General features: G+C 58.5%; 20 protein-coding genes. 9 read left to right on the plus strand and 11 right to left on the minus strand.

From position 1 onward, the window contains the following. The first annotated feature begins 1 nt into the window (after nucleotide 1). The 4 genes from ACTG2G_RS21060 to ACTG2G_RS21075 all read left to right on the plus strand — a co-directional run bounded on the left by ACTG2G_RS21060 (nucleotide 2) and on the right by ACTG2G_RS21075 (nucleotide 4,454). Nucleotides 2–628: a 3'-5' exonuclease gene (locus ACTG2G_RS21060; protein WP_429203843.1), complete on the plus strand. Its 627-nt coding sequence runs from the start codon at nucleotides 2–4 to the stop codon at nucleotides 626–628. A gap of 105 nt (nucleotides 629–733) precedes the next feature. After that, nucleotides 734–1,045, plus strand: coding sequence for a DUF485 domain-containing protein (locus ACTG2G_RS21065; RefSeq protein ID WP_005336970.1), 312 nt, complete (start codon nucleotides 734–736; stop codon nucleotides 1,043–1,045). Beyond that, nucleotides 1,042–2,694, plus strand: a complete 1,653-nt coding sequence (locus ACTG2G_RS21070; RefSeq protein ID WP_040068108.1) for a cation acetate symporter — start codon at nucleotides 1,042–1,044, stop codon at nucleotides 2,692–2,694. The genes ACTG2G_RS21065 and ACTG2G_RS21070 overlap by 4 nt, the downstream gene beginning before the upstream one ends. Before the next feature lie 167 nt (nucleotides 2,695–2,861). After that, nucleotides 2,862–4,454, plus strand: a complete 1,593-nt coding sequence (locus ACTG2G_RS21075; protein WP_158110080.1) for an ABC-F family ATPase — start codon at nucleotides 2,862–2,864, stop codon at nucleotides 4,452–4,454. Nucleotides 4,455–4,667: 213 nt separating this feature from the next. Here ACTG2G_RS21075 and ppiD read toward each other — a convergent pair whose 3' ends face one another. The 6 genes from ppiD to tig form a co-directional block, all read right to left on the minus strand. Beyond that, entirely contained in the window at nucleotides 4,668–6,581 is a 1,914-nt protein-coding gene (gene ppiD, locus ACTG2G_RS21080; RefSeq protein ID WP_058057477.1) for a peptidylprolyl isomerase, read from the minus strand. Between the two features lie 150 nt (nucleotides 6,582–6,731). Then, the gene (gene hupB, locus ACTG2G_RS21085; protein ID WP_005315375.1) at nucleotides 6,732–7,004 is read right to left on the minus strand and encodes a nucleoid-associated protein HU-beta; all 273 of its coding nucleotides are present in this window, start codon (nucleotides 7,002–7,004) and stop codon (nucleotides 6,732–6,734) included. A gap of 240 nt (nucleotides 7,005–7,244) precedes the next feature. Then, on the minus strand, nucleotides 7,245–9,599 hold the full coding sequence (gene lon / locus ACTG2G_RS21090) for an endopeptidase La (protein WP_139412025.1): 2,355 nt from the start codon (nucleotides 9,597–9,599) through the stop codon (nucleotides 7,245–7,247). Nucleotides 9,600–9,740: 141 nt separating this feature from the next. After that, the gene (clpX, locus tag ACTG2G_RS21095; protein ID WP_005336977.1) at nucleotides 9,741–11,015 is read right to left on the minus strand and encodes an ATP-dependent protease ATP-binding subunit ClpX; all 1,275 of its coding nucleotides are present in this window, start codon (nucleotides 11,013–11,015) and stop codon (nucleotides 9,741–9,743) included. A 70-nt stretch (nucleotides 11,016–11,085) separates the two neighbouring features. Beyond that, nucleotides 11,086–11,709, minus strand: coding sequence for an ATP-dependent Clp endopeptidase proteolytic subunit ClpP (clpP, locus tag ACTG2G_RS21100; RefSeq protein WP_005336979.1), 624 nt, complete (start codon nucleotides 11,707–11,709; stop codon nucleotides 11,086–11,088). 86 nt (nucleotides 11,710–11,795) lie between these two features. Further along, nucleotides 11,796–13,106, minus strand: coding sequence for a trigger factor (tig, locus tag ACTG2G_RS21105; protein WP_421385911.1), 1,311 nt, complete (start codon nucleotides 13,104–13,106; stop codon nucleotides 11,796–11,798). A 441-nt stretch (nucleotides 13,107–13,547) separates the two neighbouring features. Between tig and ACTG2G_RS21110 the strand changes: the two genes are divergently transcribed. Together ACTG2G_RS21110 and yfbR are read left to right on the plus strand one after the other, a co-directional pair. Next, nucleotides 13,548–13,982, plus strand: coding sequence for a YccF domain-containing protein (locus ACTG2G_RS21110; RefSeq protein WP_005336982.1), 435 nt, complete (start codon nucleotides 13,548–13,550; stop codon nucleotides 13,980–13,982). A gap of 92 nt (nucleotides 13,983–14,074) precedes the next feature. Then, on the plus strand, nucleotides 14,075–14,665 hold the full coding sequence (gene yfbR, locus ACTG2G_RS21115) for a 5'-deoxynucleotidase (RefSeq protein WP_043825506.1): 591 nt from the start codon (nucleotides 14,075–14,077) through the stop codon (nucleotides 14,663–14,665). An 88-nt stretch (nucleotides 14,666–14,753) separates the two neighbouring features. On the opposite strand, the gene lolE is transcribed toward yfbR, so the two are convergent. The 3 genes from lolE to ACTG2G_RS21130 all read right to left on the minus strand — a co-directional run bounded on the left by lolE (nucleotide 14,754) and on the right by ACTG2G_RS21130 (nucleotide 18,017). After that, a complete protein-coding gene (gene lolE, locus ACTG2G_RS21120) occupies nucleotides 14,754–15,995 on the minus strand; it encodes a lipoprotein-releasing ABC transporter permease subunit LolE (protein WP_421211283.1) in 1,242 nt (413 codons plus the stop codon). Continuing rightward, nucleotides 15,995–16,693, minus strand: coding sequence for a lipoprotein-releasing ABC transporter ATP-binding protein LolD (gene lolD / locus ACTG2G_RS21125; protein ID WP_421249221.1), 699 nt, complete (start codon nucleotides 16,691–16,693; stop codon nucleotides 15,995–15,997). The genes lolE and lolD overlap by 1 nt, the downstream gene beginning before the upstream one ends. Before the next feature lie 88 nt (nucleotides 16,694–16,781). After that, the gene (locus ACTG2G_RS21130; RefSeq protein WP_439985834.1) at nucleotides 16,782–18,017 is read right to left on the minus strand and encodes a lipoprotein-releasing ABC transporter permease subunit; all 1,236 of its coding nucleotides are present in this window, start codon (nucleotides 18,015–18,017) and stop codon (nucleotides 16,782–16,784) included. Between the two features lie 76 nt (nucleotides 18,018–18,093). On the opposite strand from ACTG2G_RS21130, the gene ACTG2G_RS21135 reads away from it, so the two are divergent. After that, the gene (locus tag ACTG2G_RS21135; RefSeq protein WP_064336238.1) at nucleotides 18,094–18,669 is read left to right on the plus strand and encodes a hypothetical protein; all 576 of its coding nucleotides are present in this window, start codon (nucleotides 18,094–18,096) and stop codon (nucleotides 18,667–18,669) included. 56 nt (nucleotides 18,670–18,725) lie between these two features. After that, nucleotides 18,726–22,193 (plus strand): transcription-repair coupling factor, encoded by a 3,468-nt coding sequence (gene mfd, locus ACTG2G_RS21140; RefSeq protein WP_439985922.1) that lies wholly within the window; start codon nucleotides 18,726–18,728, stop codon nucleotides 22,191–22,193. A gap of 241 nt (nucleotides 22,194–22,434) precedes the next feature. Here mfd and fbp read toward each other — a convergent pair whose 3' ends face one another. Then, on the minus strand, nucleotides 22,435–23,469 hold the full coding sequence (gene fbp / locus ACTG2G_RS21145) for a class 1 fructose-bisphosphatase (RefSeq protein WP_005336993.1): 1,035 nt from the start codon (nucleotides 23,467–23,469) through the stop codon (nucleotides 22,435–22,437). A gap of 382 nt (nucleotides 23,470–23,851) precedes the next feature. Here fbp and ACTG2G_RS21150 point away from each other — a divergent pair, with 382 nt between their 5' ends. After that, entirely contained in the window at nucleotides 23,852–25,468 is a 1,617-nt protein-coding gene (locus ACTG2G_RS21150; protein ID WP_374995656.1) for a peptide ABC transporter substrate-binding protein, read from the plus strand. A 103-nt stretch (nucleotides 25,469–25,571) separates the two neighbouring features. On the opposite strand, the gene ACTG2G_RS21155 is transcribed toward ACTG2G_RS21150, so the two are convergent. After that, nucleotides 25,572–26,489, minus strand: coding sequence for a DMT family transporter (locus ACTG2G_RS21155; RefSeq protein ID WP_421385914.1), 918 nt, complete (start codon nucleotides 26,487–26,489; stop codon nucleotides 25,572–25,574). Nucleotides 26,490–26,538 lie beyond the last annotated feature (49 nt).

Raw genomic sequence — 26,538 nt, forward strand, 5'->3', positions numbered from 1 at the left:
CATGTTGAGCAGCGTTCGACGCTACTGGTATGGCCGCACGTTCCGAACGGGCGAGTTCGCGCCGCTCTTTGCCACCCCACCCGAAGATGAACGGATCGCCCTCGATTTCGAGACCACCAGTCTCGATCCCGAGCAGGCCGAGATCGTCTCCATCGGGGCGGTGCGCATTCAGGGCAACCGGCTGCTGACCGGCGAGGCTCTCGCCATCAAGGTGCAGCCACCGGCCAGCCTGACCGGCCAATCGGTGGTGATCCACGGTCTGCGCCATCAGGATCTGCAACAGGGGATGACGCTGGAAGCCGCGCTGCGCCTGCTGCTCGACTTTATCGGCCCCCGTGAACTGGTGGGCTATCACATCGCCTACGACCTGCGCATTCTCAATCTCGCCTGCCAGAAATTGTGGGGATTGACCCTGCCCCAGCGAGGGATCGAGGTGAGCCAGCTCTATCACGACCACCTCTATCGCCGCTATCCCGATGCGGCCATTGACCTGCATTTAAGTTCCATATGCAGCCACCTTGAACTCCCATCCCTGCCCGCCCACGACGCCCTTGCCGATGCCACCACGGCCGCGCTCATCTACCTGCGCCTGACCTGTGGCTCGCCGCTCACTTATCCCAAAGTCTAATTGTCGAGAAATAACATTTAATTCACATTTTGCTTACATGAGCAGATTGCCTGCTCGTCGGGGTTACCCCATCCACCGCTGACACTCATGTCATGGAGAACTGCAATGGAACAGCAAAGCTATCTGAGGATCCAGCAAGATCCCAACTTCCAGGAGCTGGTCGCCAAGCGCCAGCGTTTTGCCTGGGCCCTCTCGGCTCTGATGCTGGGACTCTACCTGGCGTTTATTCTGCTCATCGCCTTTGCCCCCGGTTGGCTGGGCACCCCGCTCAGCGACAGCACCACCGTCACCCGTGGCATTCCGGTCGGGGTAGGACTCATCCTCTCCTCCTTCGTATTGACCGGCATCTATGTGTTTCGGGCCAACGGCGAGTTTGATGAACTGAACCAGAAGATCCTCAAAGGGGTGCAATCATGAAAGGCAAGTTGCTGCTGTTGACCTCACTGGCCTCCTCTCCCCTGCTGGCGGCCGATGCAATCTCTGGCGCCGTGGAGCGTCAGCCCCTTAATGTCGCCGCCATCGTGATGTTTCTGGTGTTTGTGGCCGCTACCCTGTTCATCACCTACTGGGCCTCCAAGCGCAACCGCTCGGCTTCCGACTACTATGCGGCCGGTGGCCGTATCACCGGCTTCCAGAACGGTCTGGCCATCGCCGGTGACTATATGTCCGCCGCCTCCTTCCTCGGGATCTCCGCGCTGGTCTACACCTCCGGCTATGACGGCCTCATCTACTCCATCGGCTTTCTGGTGGGCTGGCCCATCATTCTGTTCCTGATCGCCGAACGGCTGCGCAATCTCGGCAAATACACCTTCGCCGATGTCGCCTCATATCGTCTCAAACAAACTGAAGTGCGCACCCTCTCCGCCTGCGGTTCGCTGGTGGTAGTCGCCCTCTACCTGATCGCCCAGATGGTCGGTGCCGGCAAACTGATCGAGCTGCTGTTTGGCCTGCAATACCATGTGGCCGTGGTGCTGGTTGGTATCCTGATGGTGCTCTACGTGCTGTTTGGCGGCATGCTGGCCACCACCTGGGTGCAGATCATCAAGGCAGTGATGCTGCTCTCCGGTGCTAGCTTCATGGCCATCATGGTCATGAAATCGGTCAACTTCGACATCGGCGCCCTGTTTAGTGAAGCGGTCAAAGTGCACGAGAAAGGCTCCGCCATCATGAGCCCGGGCGGGCTGGTCTCCGACCCCATCTCCGCCATCTCGCTCGGTCTGGCATTGATGTTCGGTACCGCCGGCCTGCCCCATATCCTGATGCGCTTCTTCACCGTGAGCGATGCCAAAGAGGCGCGTAAATCGGTGTTCTACGCCACTGGCTTTATCGGTTACTTCTACATTCTCACCTTCATCATCGGTTTTGGCGCCATCCTGCTGGTAAGCACCAATCCGGCCTTCAAGGATGCCACCGGCGCCCTGCTGGGCGGCACCAACATGGCAGCCGTCCACCTGGCTGATGCAGTGGGTGGAAGTCTGTTCCTCGGCTTCATCTCTGCCGTGGCATTTGCCACTATTTTGGCGGTAGTTGCCGGATTGACCCTGGCCGGTGCCTCTGCGGTCTCCCATGACCTCTATGCCAGCGTGTTGAAGAAGGGCAAGGCCAACGAGACCGATGAACTGCGCGTCTCCAAGATGACGACTCTGGTGCTGGGTGTGGTTGCCATTGGTCTGGGGATCCTGTTCGAGAAGCAGAACATCGCCTTCATGGTCGGTCTGGCCTTCTCCATCGCCGCCAGCTGCAACTTCCCGGTGCTTTTCCTCTCCATGTTCTGGTCACGCCTGACCACCCGTGGCGCCGTCTACGGTGGCTGGCTGGGACTGGCGAGCGCAGTGACCCTGATGATCCTGGGTCCGACCGTGTGGGTGAAAGTGCTGGGCCATGCCCAGGCCATCTTCCCCTACGAATACCCTGCCCTCTTCTCCATGGGGTTGGCCTTCATCGGGATCTGGTTCTTCTCCATCACCGACAGTTCCCAGAACGCCGCCGACGAGCATGCCAAGTTCCTGCCGCAGTTCGTTCGCTCCCAAACCGGGCTGGGGGCCTCTGGCGCAACTTCCCACTAACAGATCAAGTTCATCCTTCCAAGCCGGCTTCAAGCCGGCTTTTTTTATTGCCCATCAATCGGCTGCACGCCCCGCTTGCCCCGATCAAGATCACACTTCTCGCTAAAACTTTCGGGGGATCTGTGCCATAATGCGCGCCATTTGACAGACCAATCGGGACACATACCTTGTTAAGCAGCAACAACATCACCATGCAGTTCGGCGCCAAGCCGCTGTTTGAGAACATCAACGTCAAGTTTGGCGGCGGCAACCGCTATGGCCTTATCGGCGCCAACGGCTGTGGCAAGTCCACCTTTATGAAGATCCTCGGTGGTGATCTGGAGCCCACTGGCGGTAATGTGAGCCTGGACGTCAACGAGCGCATCGGTAAGCTGCGTCAGGATCAGTTCGCCTACGAAGATATGCGCGTACTGGACGTGGTCATGATGGGTCACACCGAGCTGTGGGCGGCCATCGCCGAGCGCGATGCCATCTACGCCAACCTCGAAGCCACCGACGAAGACTATATGAAGGCCGCCGAGCTGGAAGGTCTGGTTGCCGAGTATGACGGCTACACCGCCGAAGCGCGCGCAGGCGAGCTGCTGCTGGGTGTCGGCATTCCCCTTGAGCAGCACAACGGCCCAATGAGCGAAGTGGCCCCAGGCTGGAAACTGCGGGTGCTGCTGGCACAGGCCCTCTTCTCCAACCCTGACATCCTGCTGCTGGACGAACCGACCAACAACCTGGATATCAACACCATTCGCTGGCTGGAGCAGGTGCTCAACGAACGTGAAAGCACCATGATCATCATCTCTCACGACCGTCACTTCCTGAACTCCGTCTGTACCCACATGGCGGATCTGGACTACGGCGAGCTGCGCGTCTACCCGGGCAACTACGACGACTACATGCTGGCCGCCACCCAGGCGCGCGAGCGTCTGCTGGCCGACAACGCCAAGAAGAAGGCCCAGATCGCCGATCTGCAATCCTTCGTCTCCCGTTTCAGCGCCAACGCCTCCAAGTCCCGTCAGGCGACCTCCCGTCTCAAGCAGATCGACAAGATCAAGATTGAGGACGTCAAGGTCTCCAGCCGCCAGAACCCCTTCATCCGCTTCGAGCAGGACAAAAAGCTCTATCGCAACATCCTGGAAGTGGAAGGTGTATCCAAGGGTTATGGCGACGGTCCCCTGTTCAAGGGCCTCAACATGATGATGGAAGTGGGCGAGAAGGTCGCCATTCTGGGTACCAACGGTATCGGTAAATCCACTCTGATCAAGACCCTTGTCGGCGCACTGGCTCCGGATACCGGCAGCATCAAGTGGTCCGAGAACGCCCAGATCGGTTACTACGCTCAGGATCACGCCGAAGATTTCGACACCGATCTCAACGTGTTCGACTGGATGGCCCAGTGGAAACAGGAGAACGAAGACGAGCAGGCTGTACGCTCCGTACTGGGCCGTCTACTTTTCTCCCAGGACGACATCAAGAAGCCGGTCAAGGTGCTCTCCGGTGGTGAACAGGGCCGCATGCTGTTCGGCAAGCTGATGATGCAACGCCCCAACATCCTGATCATGGATGAGCCGACCAACCACCTGGACATGGAATCCATCGAATCCTTGAACATGGCACTGGAGCTCTACCAGGGGACCCTGATCTTCGTCTCCCACGATCGCGAGTTCGTCTCCTCCCTGGCGACCCGCATCCTGGAGCTGACTGAAGATGGTATCCGCGACTTCGGCGGCACCTACGAGGATTACCTGCGCACCCAGGGCGTGGTATAACCCCGCAAGTGCGCAATGCAAAACCGGCACTCATGTGCCGGTTTTTTTATATCCCGTATTTAGACGACTGAGATGGCGTATAGCAGTGGTGTGACTACACGCCACAGAGCAGAGAGCAGAGAGCAGAGAGCAGAGCTTGAATATCCCCCCTCTTGCCCACAGATAAAAAAACGGCTCCATCAAGGAGCCGTTTTCACTGAATTGAACTGACGATTACTCGACGGTCGCTTCCACGCTGGTGAAGTACTCGATCTTGGCCGCTTTACGCAACTCGTCGATCAGAGATTTGTAATCCACCTGGGCTTTGCCCTGACCCAGCTGAGCTTGCAGCATGGCGGCCATACCGGATGCGGCGGCAGGGACGTTGACCTTGTCCAGCGCAACCACAACGCGGTCACCATTGGTCTCGGCAACCAGAGCCACGCTCGGCTTGCCGTCGATCGGATGGGGCAGCGTGAACGCCTGGGCAATCAGGTTCTGATCCAGCTCGCGATCGAAGCGGGCAACCCCTTTGTGGGTCTCCACTTTCAGACCGAGTGCAGTCAGATCGGCTGTGATGCTCTCACCGACCTTCAGCTTGTCCAGCAGGCCCTGGGCCTTGCCACGGGCCACTTCGCTAGCCTTGTCATGCTTGATGGCGGCAATCACCTGCTCTTTCACCTCGGCCAGCGGCTTGACCGCTTTGGGCTTGTGACCCGTGATGTGCAGCACCAGCGCCTTGCCGTCAGCCAGCTCGATCACGTCGGAGTTAGTGTTGTCATCGCGCAGCTGTTCGGAGAACGCAACAGAGAGCACCTTGGGATCGTTCAGCGGAGCCGGAGCAGTCGCCTGGGTGAAGAAATCGGAAGATTGAACCTTCATCCCCATGGCATCAGCGGTCAGATCCAGCGAGTCCGGGTTTTCGAAGCTGTTGTCAGCCATCTTCTGCTGCTCGGCGAAGAATTTCTCCTTGGCCTTGTCAGCTTGCAGACGAGTGATGGTCTCTTCTTTCACATCGGCAAACGGCTTGGTCTGGGCTGCTTCAACCCCCAGCAGCTTGATGATGTGGAAACCGAACGGGCTCTTCACCACGCCGGAGAGATCGCCAGCCTTGTTCAGGGCGAACGCGGCTTTCTCGAAGGCCGGATCCATCACCCCTTTCTCGAACCAGTCCAGCTCGCCGCCTTTTTTGGCAGAGAAGGTATCGGAAGAGTCAGCCTTGGCCAGCGCGGCGAAATCATCGCCCGCCTTGGCTTTGGCCAGCACGGCTTCTGCTTTCTGCTCGGCCGCTTTCTCATCCTTGCCAAACGGGATAAGGATGTGAGCCACGTGGCGACGCTCGGCACGCTGGAACAGATCCTGGTGCTGATCGTAGTAATCCTGGGCATCCTGCTCGGTGACCTTGATATCCTTGGCGAGGTTGGCAGCGTCCAGCAGCAGATAGTCGACCTTGACCTGCTCGTCGTTCATGAAACGGGCGCCATTGGTCTTGTAGTACTGCTCCAGCTCGTTGTCGGAGACCTGAACGTCAGCCATGTAGTTGGCAGCAGCCAGACGCACCAGACGCAGATCGCGAGTCTGGTTGTAGAGCTTGTCGAGCTGCTCCGCTTCACCCTTGAGGGAGAATTCGGTGCCCAGCAGGGCGCTCATCAACTGTTGACGCACCATGTCCTGACGCAGGGAGTCACGGAACATTTCGGGAGTCATGCCGGCACGACGGATCAGTTGCAGGTAACGGTCATTGTTGAACTTGCCGTTCTCGGCAAACTCCGGCATCGCTACGATGGCTTGCTTGATCTGCTCGTCACTGATGCGCAGACCCAGTTCACGGGCCTTGCTGTCCAGCAGAGCCTGGTCGATCAGCCGATCCAGCACACCGCGGCGGAACTGTTTCATGTAATCGGGGTTCGCGGCCAGCTGGCTGAATGCCTCTCCCATCTGGGATTCCATGCGGGCGCGCTCGTTACGGTAGGCATTTTCCAGTGCCGCAGCACTGATCTCGGTGCCATTGACGGTGGCGGGGGCGGTACGGGCCGGGCCGTTCAGGTAACTACCTACACCAGCCAAGGCAAAGGAGAGGATGATCAGGCCCAAGATAACCTTGGCTACCTTGCCCTGCGCCCCTTCGCGTAGTTTATCCAACATCATGTTTGTACTTATGCTCCCGAACTCGATGGGCGTAAACAATAAAAAGGCGCACCGATTGCGATGCGCCTTGGTCAATCAGTATGAGAGAAGACTCTCTAACTTGTCTGGTCTGCGACCAAGGACGGTAGCCGACGGATATCAGCGACCGACTTAGTTAACAGCGTCTTTCAGGGCCTTACCGGCTTTGAAGGCAGGAACTTTACCAGCAGCGATTTCGATGGTCGCGCCAGTCTGCGGGTTACGGCCTGAACGGGCAGCACGCTCGCGTACAGCGAAAGTACCGAAACCAACCAGAGCAACCTGGTCACCCTCTTTCAGCGCTTCACCAACAGCATCAATGAAGGCATCCAACGCACGGCCAGCGGCAGCTTTGGAGATATCGGCACCGTCTGCAATCTTGTCAATCAGTTGAGATTTATTCACTCTTATATTCCCCTTTTATCAAACACCGCTGCGGCGCTGATTTCCCTGGCCACAACAAGTGGAGGTTTTATAGCAAGCCTCCTGATCAGTTGCAAGTGACAATCTGGCGCAAACCCGCGCCACACAACGCATTGCGACTCATCACGAGTACCCGATCGGTGGTCAAGGCTACTTCCGTTATCGGGCGCATGCAAGCCTTAACCACCCGCCGAATGCGCCAAATTTGCGGCGCATCAACATTTACACGACAGAAACGCGCTCAAACCCCTGTGGATTGTCCTGCAACGCCAATTCCAGCACCTCGTCAATCCAGCGAACCGGATAAATTTCAAGGTCTTGTTTGACGTTTGCCGGGATCTCCTCAAGGTCACGCTCGTTCTCTTTCGGAATAAGCACTCGCTTGATGCCGCCACGGTGGGCTGCCAGCAACTTCTCCTTGAGACCACCGATGGGCAGCACTTCGCCGCGCAAGGTGATCTCCCCTGTCATCGCCACATCAGCACGAACCGGATTACCGGTCAAGCTGGAGACCAGGGCGGTACACATGGCGATACCGGCGCTCGGACCATCTTTCGGGGTTGCCCCTTCCGGTACGTGCACGTGGATATCGCGCTTCTCGTAGAAGTCGGCGTTGATGCGCAGCTTCTCGGCACGGGCCCGTACGACCGTCATAGCCGCCTGGATGGACTCCTGCATCACGTCACCAAGGGAACCGGTATAAGTGAGCTTGCCCTTGCCCGGCATGTTGGTGGTCTCGATGGTGAGCAGATCGCCCCCTACTTCGGTCCACGCCAGACCACACACCTGACCCACCTGGTTCTGGTCGGTGGCCTTGCCGTAATCGAAACGCTGCACCCCGAGGAACTCCTTGAGGTTCTCCTGATTGACCTGAACATGCTTGATGCTCTTGTCCAGCAGGATGCGCTTGACCGCCTTGCGACAAATCTTGGAGATCTCGCGCTCCAGACTCCGCACCCCCGCCTCGCGGGTGTAGTAGCGGATCACTCCGACCAGGGCAGAATCTTCGATGGTGATCTCGGAGGCTTTCAGGCCGTTGCGCTGGATCTGCTTGGCAACCAGATGCTGCTTGGCAATGTTGAGCTTCTCATCTTCGGTGTAACCGGAGAGACGGATCACTTCCATACGGTCCAGCAACGGACCCGGGATGTTCATGGAGTTGGAAGTGGCCACGAACATGACGTCCGACAGGTCGTAATCCACTTCCAGATAGTGATCGTTGAAGCTGTTGTTCTGTTCCGGATCCAGCACTTCCAGCAAGGCGGATGCGGGATCGCCACGCATGTCCGAGCTCATCTTGTCGATCTCGTCGAGCAGGAACAGCGGGTTCTTCACGCCGACTTTCGCCATCTTCTGGATAAGCTTGCCGGGCATGGAACCAATATAGGTACGGCGGTGACCGCGGATCTCCGCTTCGTCACGCACCCCACCGAGGGCCATCCGCACATATTTGCGGCCTGTCGCCTTGGCGATGGATTGGCCCAGCGAGGTCTTGCCCACACCGGGAGGCCCAACCAGACAGAGGATGGGGCCCTTGAGCTTGTTCACCCGTGCCTGTACCGCCAGATATTCGAGGATGCGATCCTTGACCTTCTCGAGGCCATAGTGATCGGCATCCAGCACCTCTTGCGCCTTGCCAAGATCTTTCTTGACCTTGGATCGCGCCTTCCACGGCACCTGTACCATCCAGTCCACATAGCTGCGAACCACGGTAGCCTCGGCGGACATGGGAGACATCATCTTCAGCTTGGCAAGCTCGGCCTGGGCCTTTTCACGGGCATCTTCCGGCATGCCAGCCTCTTCAATCTTACGATTGAGGGCTTCAAACTCATCCGGGCTATCTTCCAGCTCACCCAGCTCTTTCTGGATGGCCTTCATCTGCTCGTTGAGGTAATACTCGCGCTGGCTCTTTTCCATCTGCTTCTTGACGCGAGTACGGATGCGCTTCTCGACCTGCAGCAGGTCAATTTCCGACTCCATCATCGCCATCAGGAATTCGATGCGCTCGGAGACCGAGACGATCTCCAGCACCTTCTGCTTGTCTTCCAGCTTGAGCGGCATGTGGGCCGCCATGGTGTCAGCCAGACGCGCAGCATCGTCGATCGCCGAGATCGAGGTCAGTACCTCGGGCGGGATCTTCTTGTTGAGCTTGATATAGCCTTCAAACTGGCCGATGGCGGAGCGAACCAGTACTTCCTGATCCTTCTCCTCAATGGCTTGGGAGGGGATGTACTGGGCCTCGCAGACAAAGAAATCCTTGTCGTCGATCATCCGCTCCAGGCGGGCACGCTGTCCCCCCTCTACCAGCACCTTGACGGTGCCGTCCGGCAGCTTGAGCATCTGCAGAATATTGGCCACTGTCCCGACGGTGAAGATCTCCTCCACCGTTGGCTCATCGGTTGACGCATCCTTCTGGGCCACCAGCAGAACTTTCTTGTCCTGCTCCATGGCCGCTTCCAGACAGCGAATGGATTTTTCCCGCCCCACAAAGAGTGGAATGACCATGTGGGGATAAACCACCACGTCACGAAGAGGCAGGACGGGAATCTCGATGCGTTCTGAACGCTCTAGGTTCATATATGTCCTCTCGGCTTGTTATACCGTTGGCAAAGCGCTTGGCTGAGTATATGGGGGCGCTGAGATGAGATTCAATCGCCGAAACCGTAAAAAGCATGAAAGGGGCAAAAAGCCCCTTCCATTTGATTAAAAATCAGACATTTACTCTGATGCAGCAGCCTGGGTTTCGGGATTTTCGTAGATCATCAAGGGCGCAGAGTCCCCTTTGATCACGGTCTCGTCGATCACCACCTTGCTGACCCCTTCCAGAGAAGGCAGGTCATACATGGTATCCAGCAGCACGGCTTCCACGATGGAACGCAGACCACGAGCACCGGTTTTACGCTCCATCGCCTTGCGGGCAATGGCGTTGAGTGCGTCGTCACGGAACTCCAGTTCAACCCCTTCCAGATCGAACAACGCAGCGTACTGTTTGGTCAGCGCGTTTTTCGGCTCTTTCAGGATCTGGATAAGGGCAGACTCGTCCAGCTCGGTCAGGGTCGCGACCACCGGCAAACGGCCGATGAACTCGGGGATCAGACCATATTTGATCAGATCTTCCGGCTCCACCTTGGCGAAGGTCTCGCTCAGGGTGGCCTTGGCATCCTTGGATTTCACCTCGGCGCCAAAACCGATACCGGTTCCCTTCACGGAACGCTGCTCGATCACCTTGTCCAGACCGGCAAAGGCACCGCCACAGATAAAGAGGATCTTGGAGGTATCAACCTGCAAGAACTCCTGCTGCGGATGCTTGCGACCACCTTGCGGCGGCACGGAAGCGATGGTCCCTTCGATCAGCTTGAGCAGTGCCTGCTGTACCCCTTCCCCGGAGACATCGCGGGTGATGGAGGGGTTGTCCGACTTGCGGGAGATCTTGTCGATCTCGTCGATGTAGACGATGCCACGCTGGGCTTTCTCTACGTCGTAGTCGCACTTTTGCAGCAGCTTCTGGATGATGTTCTCCACATCCTCGCCCACATAACCGGCTTCGGTCAGGGTGGTCGCATCGGCCATGGTGAACGGCACATCCAGCAGACGAGCCAGAGTCTCGGCCAGCAGGGTTTTACCGCTACCGGTCGGGCCAATCAGCAGAATGTTGGATTTGCCGAGCTCCACACCACTGTTTTCGCCGCTGTTGCGCAGACGCTTGTAGTGGTTGTAGACGGCTACAGCCAACACCTTCTTGGCGTACTCTTGCCCGATCACATAGTCATCGAGATGAGCGCGGATCTGATGAGGGGTCGGCAGCTCGTTACCATCGCGCTTGGGCGAGATCTCGCGGATCTCTTCGCGGATGATGTCGTTGCACAGCTCGACGCACTCATCACATATGTAGACGGAAGGGCCAGCGATCAGCTTGCGCACTTCATGCTGGCTTTTGCCGCAAAAAGAGCAGTAGAGCAGCTTATCACCCTCACCCTTGCGTTTCTCTGTCATTCAGCAACCTCGTTTTATCAATAGAGGATGGATCGGCCTGTTGAGTTTACAACAGACCGGGACACCCTGCTCAGCTACGCTGGCTCAGGACACCGTCTACCAGACCATAGGCCACGGCCTGCTCGGCGGACATGAAGTTGTCACGATCGGTGTCACGCTCGATGGTAGCCATGTCTTGACCGGTGTGGAACGCCAGGCGCTCGTTCAGGGTATTTTTGATCTTCAGGATCTCCTGGGCGTGGATCTGGATATCAGATGCCTGACCCTGGAAGCCACCCAGCGGCTGGTGGATCATCACGCGGGCGTTAGGCAGGCAGAAACGCTTGCCCTTGGCGCCACCGGCCAGCAGGAAGGCACCCATGGAGCAGGCCTGCCCCATGCAGACGGTGCTGACATCCGGCTTGATGAACTGCATGGTGTCGTAGATGGACATGCCCGCAGTCACCGAACCACCCGGCGAGTTGATGTAGATATAGATGTCCTTGTCCGGATTCTCGGATTCGAGGAACAGCAGCTGAGCCACCACCAGATTGGCCATGTGATCTTCAACCTGACCAGTCAGGAAGATCACCCGCTCTTTCAGCAGACGGGAGTAAATATCGTAGGAACGTTCACCCTTGGCAGTCTGTTCGACCACGATGGGGACCAGCGCATTGCTGGGAGAATCGGTCATATCGTTATAGTTCTTGTACATAAGGCATTGTCCCTAAAATAAAATGGCCCGAGTGGAGATCACACGAGCCATTATACTTAACAGTCTTGACCTTAAGTCAAATGTTCTTAGGCAGCGGCGCCAGACTTGTTGATCACTTCGTCAAAGGCAACTTCTTTTTCGGTCACTTGCGCTTTGGACAGGATCAGGTCGATGGCTTGATCTTCTACTGCCAGGTTACGAACGCCGTTCAGCATCTGTTCGTTCTTCTGGTAGTACTCGATCACTTCCTTCGGATCTTCGTAGGCAGTCGCCATGGACTCGATGATGCTGTTTACACGGGCATCGTCAGCCTTGATCTCGTTGGTGCGGATCACGTCACCCAGCAGCAGGCCTACGCGTACACGACGCTCGGCTTGAGCTTGGAACAGTTCAGCCGGCAGCTCGGGAGCGTTGCCGCCCTGGAAGCCACCGAAGCGCTGCAGAGCCTGCTGACGCAGTGCGTCGATCTCTTGAGCAACAGCTGCTTTCGGCAGGTCGATTTGGTTGGCTTCAACCAGACCGTTCAGAACCTGCTCTTTCACGCTGTTTTTCAGGGCTTGAGCCAGTTCGCGCTCCATGTTCTTGCGCACTTCGGCTTTCAGCTCTTCAACAGAACCGCTTTCGATACCGAAACGCTTCACGAACTCTTCGGTCAGCTCAGGCAGGATCTGCTCTTCAACCTTGATCAGCTTGGAAGCGAACTTGGCTTCTTTGCCTTTCAGGTTTTCAGCGTGGTAGTCAGCCGGGAAGGTCACTTCGATGGTGAACTCGTCGCCCGCTTTCTTGCCCAGGATGGCGTCTTCGAAGCCCGGGATCATGCGGCCAGCGCCCAGCACCAGGTTGAAGCCTTCAGCTTTGCCGCCGTCGAACTCTTCACCGGCGATGGAACCGACGAAGTCCATGGTCACACGCATACCATTGGCAGCGGCAACATCGGCATCAGCCCAGGTAGCGTGCTGCTTGCGCAGGGTGTCGATCATGTTGGCCAGATCTTCATCCTTCACGGTCGCAACCGGCTTCTCGACCTTGATGGTCTCGAGACCTGCAACTTCGAACTCCGGATACACTTCAAAAGTGGCGGTGAACTCGAAATCCTGACCTTCTTTGATCTCTTTCGGGTCCATGGTCGGGGCACCGGCCGGGCTCAGTTTGTTTTCGATGATGGCTTTGATGAAGTTGCTCTGCATCATTTCATCAGCAACGCGGGCGTGAGCCATGGCGCCGAACATCTTCTTGATGATGGCAACCGGAGCCTTGCCAGGACGGAAACCGTCGATGCGACGAGTTTTGGCCAGGCCATTCAATTCTTTACGCACAGCGGCGTCTACGGTAGCGGCCGGTACAGTGATGGTAAGACGGCGTTCCAGACCCTGGGTTGTCTCTACAGAAACTTGCATTCTTCTACCTCGTTCAACTCAGCACTGTGTGCTGACCCTTTATTGCCCCTGGGCAAAGCCCGGAGTCTTCCTGTTTATAAAGACAACGATATGTCTTTGTGATGAGAAAATATGACGCGGCATTATAGCGGCGCACTTTGGTCGAGTCGAGCCACACATCCCCCACATTGAGCGGCGTGCAAGCACAATTCGTGCAAAACTGCCCTTTATATGGGGAGATAGGTGCCAGACTTCAACTATACGATGGCAATAATTTTGCGTTTGCTCACCTTTTTTCATCTGAACGCCGCTTTATTACCCATCTTTCGCCGAAACACAGCCCACCGTTGCGGGCGGCGACTCAATTTGACCAGCCAAATGGCGATTGAACCAATCAACCATTGCGTCCCTACCCCTCCCTCGTTATGGTGGCAACCAAATTGATGATCTGGAGTCACTCACATGGCCTTTTTCCGCTTCTTGTTCAATCTGCTCTGGTTTGTACTGGGAGGTGTCTTTATGGGCCTGGCCTGGTGGCTGGCCGGTCTTGTCTGCTTTATCTCGCTGGTCGGCATCCCCTGGGGACGTGCCTGCTTCGTGATCGGCACCTTTACCTTCTTCCCGTTTGGCAAGCAGGCGGTCAATCGCAAGACCATGACTGGCCAGAGCGATATCGGCACCGGCACTCTGGGGCTGATTGGCAACATCCTCTGGTTCGTGCTGATCGGTGTCTGGCTGGCCATAGGCCACATCGCTTCCGCACTGGCCTGCTTCGTGACCATTATCGGTATTCCGTTCGGTATCCAGCACCTCAAGCTGGCGCTGATCAGCCTAGCGCCCATTGGCCAGATGATTGTGACCAATCAGGAGGCTGAATCGGGCCGCTATATCCGCTAACTGCGGGAAATGCGCGGGCAGACGCTGCCCTGCAACGAAAAAAAGGGCAGACTAGGGTCTGCCCTTTTCTATTCTCTTTTGTTGAGGCCATCATGTTACCCAGCCACTTTTTCGCCAATCTCGCCCGCATGAAACTCATCTACCGCTGGCCCCTGATGCGCAACATCCAGCCGGAAAACATTGCCGAGCACAGCCTGCAGGTGGCCATGGTGGCCCATGCCCTAGGCATCATCAAAAATCGACTGTTTGGCGGCAGCGTGAATGCCGATCGCGCCGCCGTGATGGCCCTCTACCACGATAGCAGCGAGGTGCTGACCGGCGATCTGCCTACCCCGGTCAAATACTTCAACCCCGAAATTGCCCGCGAGTACAAGAAGATAGAACTGGCCGCCGAACAGCGTCTGCTTGGCATGCTGCCGCCAGAACTGATCGATGACTTTCGCCCCCTGCTCGATTCGGCAGCCCAGGATGACGAGCTGGCCAGACTGGTCAAGGATGCCGACACCCTCTGCGCCTATACCAAGTGTCTGGAGGAGATCAACGCGGGCAACCGGGAGTTCGAACCGGCTCGCAAACGCCTTGAGGCCATGCTGGCAGCGCGGATGAGCGAGGAGATGCGCTACTTTATCGACACCTTCGTGGCCAGCTTCTCCCTGCCACTCGATGAGCTGAACGCTCACTAAGCCAGTCTACATGACCAGAAAACAGAAGGGCCCGCCGGTTTAACACCGACGGGCCCTTCGTTATTTATGGCGCATTAGATACGGCGCATCAGTGCCCCAGCTCGCGGGACGGTACCAGACCGCTCGCCCGCCAGGCGGGATAGAGGGTAGCCACCAGGCTCATCAGGATGGCGGCGCCCGTCACGATGAGCAGATCCTGCATATGCAACTCGGTCGGCAAAAAGTCGATAAAGTAGATATCCGGATTGAGGAAGCGGTGGCCAATAAGCTTCTCGATGACACCCAGGATCTGGGTCAGCTTGCTCGAAAGCAGCCCGCCCAGCAGGGCGCCGAGCAGGGCACCGGCCACGCCGTTGACCATCCCCTGAATGACGAAGGTAAGCCGGATCTGGCCAGGGCTCGCCCCCATGGTCTTCAGGATGGCGATTTCGCTGCGCTTCTCGTTCACCGCCATCACCAGGGTGGAGACGATATTGAAGCAGGCCACGGCCACCACCATCAGCATCACCACATACATGACGGTACGCACCATCTGGATGTCCTGATAGAGGTAGCCCTGGCTGTTCATCCAGCTGCGGATATAGACGTGATGAGGGAACTGCTGCGCCGCGGCGATCGTAATATTTTGTGCATTAAGCACATCGCTCACCCGCAGGCTGAAGCCCTCCACATCGCTGCCCATGCCGGTGATCGCTTGCGCATCGGCCAGATGCATAAAGCCGAGCAGGCCGTCGAGCTGACCGCCGATCTCCAGCAGCCCGACCACGGTCAGGGCTTCGCGGCGGGGATTCTTGATCCCCGCCTGATCGCCCCCTTGCGGCAGCAGCAGGGCAACAGAATCCCCCACCTTGACCCCCAGCTTGTCGGCGATGGTCTTGCCAAGGATCACCCCACGTTCACCCGGTTGCAGCTCACGCAGACCACGGCCCGTCATGTATTTGCCGGCATCCGACAGATTGGCTTCCAGATCGGGCAGCACGGCGCGCAGTTGCACCCCCTTGAGGGCAGAGCCATGCTCCAGCAGGCCATTGAGGCGAATGACCGGCGCAGCCGCCTCAACGCCCGGCTGGGCCAGCAGATAGTCACGCAGACGTGGCCAATCCGGCAGCGGCCGCTCGACGGCGTCCAGCTCACCTTGCGGCACGACCGAGAGCACCCGATCTTTAAGCTCCCGCTCGAAACCGTTCATGGCGGAGAGGCCCAGGATCAACGCCATCACCCCGAGGGCAATACCGATCAGGGAAGAGGCAGAGATAAAGGCGATAAACCCGTTGCGACGGCGGGAGCGGCTGTAACGCAGGCCCAGAAAGAGGGGCAGCGGTTTGAACATCAGGCAACCTCCGCCATCACGCCGCTCACCAGGGTCACTCGGCGATGGAGCTTGGCCGCGAGGCTCAAGTCGTGAGTCACTACCACAAACGCAGTGCCCAGTTCACGATTCAGTTCACACAGCAGTTCGTACACCGCGGTGGCACTGGCGTGATCCAGATTGCCGGTAGGCTCATCCGCCAGCACCAGACTCGGTTCGTTGACCAGCGCCCGGGCGATCGCCACCCGCTGACGTTCGCCACCGGAGAGCTCGGAGGGACGGTGATTCAAGCGATGGGAGAGCCCCACCCGCCCCAGCATCTTGGTTGCCTTTTCGGTGGCAACCGCCACCGACTCACCGGCGATCAGCAGCGGCATGGCCGCATTTTCCAGCGCACTGAACTCGGAGAGCAGGTGGTGGAACTGGTAGACAAAGCCCAGCTCGCGGTTGCGAAAACGGGCCTGGCTACGGCTGTCCCAATGGTGGATATCCTCCCCCTTGAACAGCACGGCGCCGCTGGAGGGGTTGTCCAGCGCCCCCATCAGATGCAGCAGAGTGGTCTTGCCGGAGCCCGAGCTCCCCACCACCGCCAGCATTTCACCGGGCGCGACGCAGAGATCGATCCCCTTGAGCACCTGAGTCTCCAGCTCCCCCTCTTTATAGACATGATTGAGCGCCTGGCAGCGCAGCAGAGGTTCACGGGATACGGCTTCATTCATAACAGGGGCTCCACTTGCCTCGGTAACAACGCTGGCACCCGCAACTACGGGGGCACCAGTCACAACAGAAGATGTATTATTCACGGCATTACTCATAACGCAGCGCCTCGGCCGGTTTCACCCGCGCAGCGCGGGCCGCCGGATAGAGGGTGGCACTGAAGCTCAGCAGCACGGCGCCCAGCAAGATGGTGATGACCTGAGCCGGCTCGACAATCACCGGCAGGCCACTGCCGCCCGCCGCCATATAGAGGTTGAGCCCCACCGCATTGAGCAGAGGGTTGAGACCCAGGGAGAGCGCAAGGCCTGCCAGTCCGCCAAACAGGGCGCCAATCACCCCGCTGGAGGCGCCAAGCACCATGAAGATTTTAACGATCCCTGATTCACTCATACCCATGGTGCGCAGGATGGCCACTTCGCCCTCCTTGTCCGTCACCACCATCACCAGCGCGGAGAGGATGTTGAAGGTAGCGACGGCGATGATCAGCACTAGCATCAGCCCCATCATCCGTTTTTCCATGGCGACCGCCTGGAACAGCTCGCCCCGCTCGCGGCGCCAATCCTGCCAGACCAATCCGTCAGGCAACGGCGTCTTGATCACCTCATCGGCCGCAAACGGATCATCGAACCAGAGGCGAATGCCACCGACGGTTTCTGGCGGCAGACGCAGCAGCCGCTGGGCATCCCCCAGGGCGATCAGCGCAATCTGGTTATCCACATCGGCGCCAACCCCGAAGATACCGGAGACGGTAAAGAGGCGCTGGGCCGGTACCCGGCCAAACGGGGTGAAGCGGGTCCCTTCGGTCAGGATCAGACGAACCTGATCGCCGATGGAGACATTGAGGCGGCGTGCCACCCCCTGCCCCAGCACGATGCGGTAGTGGCCGGCCTGCAGGGTATCGAGGCGCCCCCCCAGCATCTGGCTGTGGAGGATGTCATCCTTGGGCCACTTCGCAGGGTCGATCCCCTGCACACTCACCCCGGTCAGCTGGCCGGGGCTTTGCAGCATCCCTTCGCTGTCGAGCATGGGGGCCGAGGCAACCACATGGGGTAATTTGGCCAGATCCGGCAAGCCTTGCGGGTCGGCATCAATACGGCCAGCCTGATTGGTCACCACCACATGGGGGATCACCCCGAGGATGCGCCCTTTGAGCTGCCCTTCGAAACCGTTCATCACCGAAATGACCACCATCAGAGCGGCGACCCCGATGGCAATGCCAAAGGTAGAGAACAGGGAGATAAATGAGACGAAGCGATTGCTGCGCTTCGAGCCTGCATAACGCAGGCCGATGGCCAGCGAAAGGGGCTGAAAAAGTCCGGTCTTCAAGGATATGTACGTTGCCAACAAAATAAGATACCGGATAATAAAGGGAAACCGTCCATGACAACAAGGGATAGCCTCCATGCAGGAACAGTTCTTCAGCGTCACTCATGCCACGCCGGTCAATGTGATCCCCATGCCGGCCGACTTCCACCTCCCTTCGCTGGAGGAGCTGGACGCTGAGCTGCCGGAGCCCTTTCGGATCTCTTCGGCCATTACCTCCATCGATCTGGTGACTACTCGCCTGCTGCGCAACCAGAACGAGTCGATGCACGATCTGATCGAGATCGTCAATCAGCAGTCCCGCAAGATCGACATGATCATGGGCTATGTGCTCTCCCTGCAAGACCATCCGGAGCAGCGCTTTCACACCCTGCGCTTCGGGGCAGGTCAACTCACCTACCTGCACCCCTATCATGGTCACGGGGATGCGCCGCACCTGCACCAGATCGTGCGTCTCAAGATCTTCCTGCGCGAAGAGGCCGCCGCCATCTACTGCTATGGCCAGGTCAAACAGCTCGACGGCGGTGAACATGGCACCCATGTGCAGCTCGACTATGTGCGGATCCGCGAAGATGACCGTGAACTGCTGGTTCGTGCCAGCCTCCACGTGCAATCGAAACAGCTCAAACTGCGCGCCCAAGAACGTCAGCGCTAACCAAAGCGAACGTCAGCGATAGATAACGTCAACGTTAAAAGAATCGAACCATGCCAATGATACTCCCCGCCTTGCCCGCCAAAGCGGGCCAAAAGATCACGCTCGGCCAGCTGGTCGGCAGCAGCCTCTCGCTGATTGCAGCCCGTCTCACCAGTGAAGCCAAGGGGCCGGTACTGCTTATCACCGCCGATACCCCGAGCGCCCTGCGCCTGGAGCAGGAGCTGCAGTATTTGCTGGCAGACAAACAGCTAGCCGATCAGTCCGCCCCCGTATTGCTGTTCCCCGATTGGGAGACCCTGCCCTACGACACCTTCTCTCCCCATCAGGACATCATCTCCCAAAGGCTCGAGACCCTCTACAAGCTGCCGCAGATGAGCAAGGGGGTATTGATTGTCCCCATCTCCACCCTGATGCTGCGCTGTGCCCCCCGGGTCTATCTCGACAAATACAGCCTGATGGTGAAGGCCGGTCAGCGCCTCAATCTGCAACAGCTGCGCGGCCGCCTGGCCGAGGCGGGTTACGTGGCGGTGGATCAGGTGCTGGAACATGGCGAATTTGCCGCCCGCGGCTCCCTGCTCGATCTCTTCCCCATGGGCAGTAGCAGCCCCTATCGCATCGACTTCTTCGACGATGAAGTGGACTCCATCCGCCCATTCGATCCCGAGACCCAGCGCTCCAGCGAACCGGTCAAGACGGTCAGCCTGCTGCCCGCTCGGGAATACCCCACCGACGAGGCAGCCATCGAGCTGTTTCGCGGCCAGTTCCGCGAGCAGTTCGAGCTGTCGCGGGCCGAGGGCTCCGTCTATCAGGAGGTGAGCAAGGGGCGCTGGCCCGCCGGCATCGAGTATTATCTGCCGCTCTTCTTCAACCAGACCGCCAGCCTGTTTGACTACCTGCCGGAAGAGACCCTGCTGCTCACCGTGGGGGATATCTACCCCGCCGCCCAGCGTTTCTGGAACGATATCGGCCAGCGCTATGAAGACAGACGCTGGGACAATACTCGCCCCCTGCTACCCCCGGCCCAGCTCTATCTGCCGGTGGAGCAGCTCTTTGCCTCTCTGGGCCAATATGGCGCGGTGCGGCTGCAAGAGGCCGCCACTGCGGGCGATGCTGGTCAGCACGATCTGCCTATCTCGGCGCTGCCCGACCTGCAACTCGATCACAGCAAGGAGCAACCCTTGCTGGCGCTCAACCAGTTCCTGCAAGGCTTTGCCGGGCGCACCCTGTTTGCGGTGGAATCCGAAGGGCGACGGGAGGTGCTCGGCGATCTGCTGGCGCGTATCTCGCTGCAACCTAAAGAGTTCCCCTCCCTTGACGCCTTTATGGCGAGCCCGGATCGACACGGCTTGCTGGTTGCACCGCTTGAGCGTGGCTTCCTGTGGCAGGAGGCAGGTCAGGATCCACTGGCGCTGATCACCGAGACCGAGCTGCTGGGCGGCAAGGTGCGCAGCAAGCGAGCGCGGGAGAAGAGCAAAAACTTAAGCTCCGATGCAGTGATCAGAAACCTGGGCGAGCTGACCCAGGGCCAGCCGGTGGTCCATCTGGATCACGGGGTCGGCCGCTATCTGGGGCTCGAAACCATCGACGCCGGTGGTCTGCCCACCGAGTTTTTGACTCTCGAATATGCCGGCGGCGACAAGCTGTTCGTGCCGGTCACCAGTTTGCACCTTATCAGCCGCTATACCGGTTCTGATAACCCGCCCAGCCACAAGCTCGGCGGCGAGGCCTGGAGCAAGGCACGGCGCAAGGCGGCGGAGAAGGTGCGCGACGTGGCAGCCGAGTTGCTGGATGTCTACGCTCATCGCGCCGCTCGCGCCGGTTTTGCCTTCAAGCACGACAAAGAGGCCTATCGCCAGTTTGCTGCAAGCTTCCCATTCGAGGAGACCGACGATCAGCTCAACGCCATCAATGCGGTGCTGGGGGACATGTGTCAGGCCAAGAGCATGGACCGACTGGTGTGCGGCGACGTGGGTTTTGGCAAGACCGAAGTGGCGATGCGGGCGGCGTTTGTGGCCGTACACGGCGGCAAGCAGGTTGCCGTGCTGGTGCCCACCACCCTGCTCGCCCAGCAGCACTACGACAACTTCCGCGACCGCTTCGCCAACTGGCCGGTGCGGGTCGAGGTGCTGAGCCGCTTCCGCTCCGCTAAAGAGCAGAGCGCTGTGATGAAGGAATTGGCCGAAGGCAAGGTGGATATCATCATCGGCACCCACAAGCTGCTCGGCTCCGAACTCACCTTCAAGGATCTGGGACTGCTCATCGTCGATGAGGAGCACAGATTCGGGGTGCGCCAGAAGGAGAAGATCAAGGCGCTGCGGGCCGATGTGGATATCCTCACTCTCACCGCTACCCCCATTCCGCGCACCCTCAACATGGCGATGTCGGGCATGCGGGATCTCTCCATCATCGCCACCCCGCCTGCCAAGCGACTCGCCATCAAGACCTTCGTGCGCCAGCACGAACCGGCTGTGGTGCGCGAGGCGGTGCTGCGGGAATTGAAGCGTGGTGGTCAGGTTTACTACCTGCACAACGACGTGGAGAGCATCGAGAAGTGCGCCGCCGATCTTGCCGAATTAGTGCCGGAGGCCCGCATCGGCATCGCCCACGGCCAGATGCGCGAACGTGACCTTGAGCGGATCATGTCTGACTTCTACCACCAGCGCTTCAACCTGCTGGTTTGCACCACCATTATCGAGACCGGTATCGACGTACCGAGCGCCAACACCATCATCATGGATCGGGCGGATCACCTGGGATTGGCCCAGTTGCACCAGCTGCGTGGCCGGGTTGGTCGCTCTCATCATCAGGCCTATGCCTACCTGCTCACCCCCCATCCCAAGCTGATGACCAAGGATGCGGCCAAGCGGCTGGAGGCGATCGCCTCGCTTGAAGATCTCGGCGCCGGGTTTGCGCTGGCGACCCACGATCTGGAGATCCGTGGCGCAGGCGAACTGCTCGGCGACGATCAGAGCGGCCAGATCGAATCGGTCGGCTTCACCCTCTACATGGAGATGCTGGAGCAGGCGGTCGAGGCACTGAAAAATGGCAAGGAGCCGTCGCTGGAGCAGCTGATGAGCCAGCACACCGAGGTAGAACTGCGCCTGCCTGCGCTGCTGCCGGATGACTATATTCCGGACGTCAACATGCGCCTCTCCATGTACAAGCGGATCGCAAGTGCGGCGGACGAGCAAGAGCTGCAGGAGCTCAAAGTGGAGCTGATCGACCGCTTTGGTCTCTTGCCGGAGGCGACCAAAACCCTGCTGGAGCTGGCCGCCTTCCGCCAGCGTGCCACCGCCCTTGGCATTCGCCGGGTGGAGATGAGCGAGCGCGGCGGCTATCTCGACTTCACGCAAGAGACCAAGGTCAATCCGGCCTATCTGGTCAAGCTGCTCTCCAGCCAGCCAAGGGTCTACAAGATGGACGGGCCAACCCGGCTGCGTTTCCAGGTGCCGACCCAGGACCGCGCCATGCGCCTGAAACTGGTGGATGGATTGCTGGCTGATCTGGCCAACAACAGCCTGTGAATATCTGCAACGCTGGCGGCGAGCCAGAGAGATAATGCCAACTAAAACGGGAGCCACATTGGCTCCCGTTTTGTTTATGTTGGCTGGTGACTAGCATCTCCCCTTGTGGGAGAAGGGTCGGGGATGAGGGGGGGGCAGTGAAAACCATTCCCCTCACCCTGCCCTATCCCAGGGGGAGAGGGAATCGCGCCAGTAAATGTTGGGCTTCGCTGCGCTCAGCACCAACCTACACCTCTGACGATCAGCCCTGGTTGGCTGGATCCTCATGGGCGGAGAACTCGCGCATAAAGGCTTCGGCCCGCTCCACCATCTTGGTCGAGCCAACAAAGTAAGGGGTACGCTGGTGCAGCGCGGTGGGCTGGATATCCATGATCCGGCCAAAGCCATCGGAAGCCTTGCCGCCTGCCTGCTCCACCAGAAACGCCATCGGGTTGCACTCATAGAGCAGGCGCAGCTTGCCGTTCGGGGAATTAGTGCCGGACGGATAGATGTAGATACCGCCCTTGAGCAGGTTGCGATGGAAATCAGAGACCAGGGAGCCGATATAGCGGGAGGTGTAGGGTCTGTGGGTCGCTTCGTCGCGCTCCTGGCAATATTTGAGGTACTTCTTCACCCCGTCCGGAAACTTGATGTAGTTGCCCTCGTTGATGGAGTAGATCTTGCCCTCTTCCGGAATGCGGATGTTCTCGTGGGAGAGGCAGAAGCAGCCGATGGAGGGATCGTAGGTAAAGCCGTTGACGCCAAAACCGGTGGTGTAGACCAGCATGGTGGAGGAGCCGTAGACCACATAACCGGCGGCGACCTGACGGTTGCCCGGTTGCAGGAAGTCCTCCAGGGTCACCGGCGAACCCTGCGGGCTCAAACGGCGGTAGATGGAGAAGATGGTCCCGACCGAGACGTTGACGTCGATATTGGAGGAGCCATCGAGCGGGTCGATCAGTACCACATACTTGGAGTTTTTGGAGAGTGGCGAGTCAAAGGCCACGAAGTCCTCTTCCTCTTCCGAGGCCATGCCGCACACCTCGCCGCGCGCTTCCAGCGCCGCCTTGAAGCGTTCGTTGGCGTAGACATCCAACTTCTGCTGCACCTCGCCCTGTACGTTTTCAGCGCCCATGGAACCGATGATATCCGCCAGTCCCGCCTTGTTGATCTCCCGGTTCACCACCTTGGCAGCAAGGCGGATCGAGCTGAGCAACGAGGTCAGCTCGCCGGTCGCGGTAGGATAATCCGCCTGCTTTTTGACGATGAACTCACCCATGGTGATCATGTTTCGCATTTTTGTTCCTTTAGATCGCATCCGTTGGCATTGAAAACGTTTGCAGGCGTCAGCAAAAAAAATGCCGATCACCGGCGGCCTTGATTTGTAACCTAATGTAACGCCTGTTTTTTGTTTTTGCAGCGAATTAAGCGGCCTATTAAATAGGCTATTTCGCCTCACGTTATGGTAAAAGACGCATTTTATTCGGTTTCAATCGATAACTTTCGGACCCTTAATTCGTGGCGATAACCTGCGACAAGCCATGAGCTGACTGGCCTTGGGCCATTAAAAATGGAGTCTGATGGGCCTGCTGCTCCCTTAGCCATTGCCTCTTGAGATCCGATCGCCAATCCAGCACACTGATTTCGCTTTGGAAGCAAATAAAACTCAAGGATTATCAATGAACAAGACTCTCATTGCCGGCATGGTAGCCGGACTGTTTGCACTTCCCGCCTGGGCTGCCCAGGTGCCTGCCGGTACCAAGCTGCTGCCGGATGCCCAACAAATCTACGTGACCAATATCGGCACCGAACCCACCACCATCGACCCCCAGCTGGTGGAAGAGACCGCCGGTAGTGCCATCGTCAACGATCTGTTTGAAGGGCTCTATGAGCTGGATAATACCGGCAAGATCAAACCAGCAGGCGCCGTCAGCTACGAGGTCGACAAGACAGGTACCGTCTACACCTTCAAGCTGAGGCCCGAGGCCAAGTGGTCAAATGGTGAACCGGTCACCGCCGCCGATTATGTCTACGGCTGGCAACGGGCGGCCGATCCCAAGACGGCCTCCAACTACGCCTGGTTTATCGAGTTGACCGGTGTGGTCAATGCAAGCGAGGTGACACAGGGCAAGAAGAGCCCGTCAGAGCTCGGGATCAAGGCGCTCGATGACTACACCCTGCAGGTCACCCTGAAAAATCCGGTTCCCTTCTTCCTGAAGACGCTGGCCCACTACACCACGTTCCCGGCCCCCAAGGCCACCATTGAAAAATTCGGCAAGGATTGGGTCAAACCGGGCAATATCGTCTCCAACGGTGCCTTTGTACTCAAAGAGTGGACCCCCAACGAGCGGCTGAGTGCCGAGCGCAATACCCACTACTGGAACAACCAGCACACCGTTCTGAACAAGGTGATCTATCTGGAGATCGTCTCCGAAACCGCCGCCTACAACCGCTATCGCACCGGTGAACTGCACTACACCACTTATCCGCTGGAGCAGTACAAACAGCTCAAGAGCAAGAGTCCGGAAGAACTGGTCAGCGTCCCCACACTGGCCAGCTATTACTATGTCTTCAATACCCAGCGCAAACCGTTCGATGACCCCAAAGTACGCAAGGCGCTCTCGCTTGCCATCGACCGGGAGACCATCACCGACAAGATTCTGGGACAGGGACAAATTGCCGCATATAGCTTCACGCCCCCCATTGTGGACGGCTTTGAATTGAAAAAACCGGCCAGCCAGCTGCAGAGCAAAGAGGAGCGGATCAAGCAAGCCAAAGCCCTGTTGGCCGAAGCGGGATATGGCCCGGACAAGCCACTCACAGTGGACATTCTCTACAACACCAACGAGAGCCACAAAAAGATTGCGCTGGCCGTCTCCTCCATGTGGAAACACAACCTGGGTGTCACTGCCACCCTCAACAACATGGAGTGGAAGACCATGGTCTCGGCACTCAACGAGGGGGATTTCGGGGTTAGCCGCTATGGCTGGAACGGGGATTATAACGATGCCTCCACCTTCCTCGACATCATGACCTCCAGCAGCAGTGCCAACAGCGGCAAGTGGTTCAACAAGGAGTACGACGCCCTGCTGGCCAAAGCCCACGACTCGCTGGATCCCGCTGAACGCAATGCCCTGTATCAACAGGCAGAGGCACTCATTGATGCGGATGCCCCCATCGCGCCCATCTATTTCTCGGTCAAATCCAGGTTGCTCAAGCCTTTCGTGAAAGGCTATCCCCACCTTAACCCGCAGGATGTGGTCTACAGCAAGGAGCTCTATCTGGTTGCCCAGTAACCGGCTAGGAAGATGTAACCATAAAAAAGCGCCTGCATTGCTGCAGGCGCTTTTCATTGGCGGCCAAACGGGCCATTGGGCCCACTTACGCTTTCACGCAAGATTACTCTTCGGGACAGGGTGCCAGCACTACCCGGCGGCGACCCATCACCACCGGACGCACCAAGAGCTGTGCCAGCAAGACACCCAGCAGGGTCAGACCGCCCCCGATCAGGTGATAGCTGGTCAACCGCTCACCCAGCAGGGTGATGGCAAGGCCAGCCGTCATCACCGGCAGCAGGTTCATAAAGATGGCGGTACGGTTGGCGCCGAGCAGGGCGATACCCTGCATCCAGAGCCAGGGCGAGAGCGCCGAGGTGGGGATACCGGCATAGAGGATCAGCCACAGGGCCCGACCATCCGGCCACTGGCCATCCACCAGCAAAAAGAAGGGTGTCAGGATCACCACACTGCAGATCACCTGACCGTAGAGCAGCGACCAGTTGTCGAGCCCAAGATCCCACTTCTTGAGCAGCACACTGTAAAGAGCATAAGTACCCGCCGAAATCAGCATATAGACAGAGCCGATATGAATGCCTTGGGTAAACAGCCGGGTAGGATCCCCCTGCCCCAGCAAGATAGACAAGCCAAGGAGGGAAAGCAGCGCCCCCAGCACGGCGCCCCAGGTGGGCCGCTCGCGCAGCAGCCAGATGCTGAACAACACGGTCAGCAGCGGCGTCAGTCCCATCATCAACCCCATCTCGGTGGCTCCCAGGGTTTGCGCCGCGTAGTAACCAAAAGTCTGGTTGAGCACCATGCCCAGCGAGGCCAGCATGGCGATCTGCCAAAGGCCAGTGCGCAGACGGGCACGCGCACGCCATACCCGACGGGCCAGAAACGGACTTAATACCAGCGCAGCCACCACCCAGCGCGACCAGGCCAAGGCTGCCGGGGACAACACACCAACCGCCAGTTTGCTGACGATGCCATTGCCAGCCCAGATGGCAATGCAGGAAAAGGGAAACAGAAAGGCAAGGGGCATGAGAGGATCCAGACCGAAGAGACAACAGCGGGCCAGTATAGAGGGCGAT

The organism is Aeromonas sp. 55A (genome assembly GCF_051919665.1).
Classification (GTDB): domain Bacteria; phylum Pseudomonadota; class Gammaproteobacteria; order Enterobacterales; family Aeromonadaceae; genus Aeromonas; species Aeromonas veronii.